General features: G+C 68.6%; 2 protein-coding genes. Both read right to left on the bottom strand.

The window, feature by feature from the left end; all coding sequences use genetic code 11:
* Positions 1-95: 95 nt before the first annotated feature.
* Positions 96-527, bottom strand: a complete 432-nt coding sequence (locus IEW15_RS25565; protein ID WP_188583373.1) for a VOC family protein — start codon at positions 525-527, stop codon at positions 96-98.
* A 30-nt stretch (positions 528-557) separates the two neighbouring features.
* A partial coding sequence (locus IEW15_RS25560; RefSeq protein WP_188583371.1) for a helix-turn-helix domain-containing protein occupies positions 558-891 on the bottom strand: 334 nt, incomplete at its 5' end.

Here is an 891-nt window from a genome sequence, read left to right as displayed (position 1 = left end):
CCGACGCAAGGTCGCCGCTTGGGACGACGACTTCCTCGCAAGCATCATCGCAGCTTAAAATTTTCACCCGATTCCCCTGCCCCACACCGCCCCGATCAGCCCGGCACGGGGCCGCACACCTCCAGCAGCAGGCCGTCGGGATCGCGGAGGAAGGCGACAAGCTGGCCCCAGGGCTGGCGGGTGGGGGCGGTCAGCAGATGGGCGCCGGCGGCGATCGCGCGGTCGACGGTGACCGCCACCGCCTCGTCGGCGACCACGAAGGCAAGCTCGGTGCCGATCGGCGGCGCCGTGCCGGCCGCGCCGGGATCAACGCCCAACTCGCGGATCAGGTCGGGGGTGGCGAAGGCCAGCACGGTGGCGCCGGTCTCCATCTCGATATAGCTGCCGCTGTCGTGGACGAGGCGGGTGGTCAGGTCGAAGGCGGTTTCATAGAACCGGCGGCTGCGCTCGACATCGGCGACATGGCGGATGACATAGCCGAGATGCGCAGAGCCGGGGCTGGCAGGATCGGCGGGGCTGGCGGGCATGGGATGTCCTTTCATCCGATGGGGGAGCGGTCAGGATGCCCCATGCGGGCCGCCATGGTCTTGAAGCTTTCGGACAGGCAGGATGATACCCAGTTCGGCCAGCAGCCGCGCCGGCGGCAGGCCGGCCAGACGGCGGCAATCGCGGGTCATATGCGGCTGGTCGGCATAGCCGGCGGCGGCGGCGAGGTCGGCCAGCCCGAGGATATCGGCGGCATGGGCGTTGCGAGCCAGGGACAGCATACGCTGAAGCCGCAAGACCCGCGCCAGATGCCGGGGGGTGAGGCAGGGCAATCGGGTGAAACTGTGCGTGACAGGGCGGAAAAAGTCTGAATCTCTCGTTGTCGACCTTTTTGGCTTGGGAGGG

Source organism: Tistrella bauzanensis (assembly GCF_014636235.1).
Taxonomy (GTDB): domain Bacteria; phylum Pseudomonadota; class Alphaproteobacteria; order Tistrellales; family Tistrellaceae; genus Tistrella; species Tistrella bauzanensis.
The sequence above is the reverse complement of the archived record's forward strand: the minus strand, read 5'-3'. Positions and strand labels throughout refer to the sequence as shown.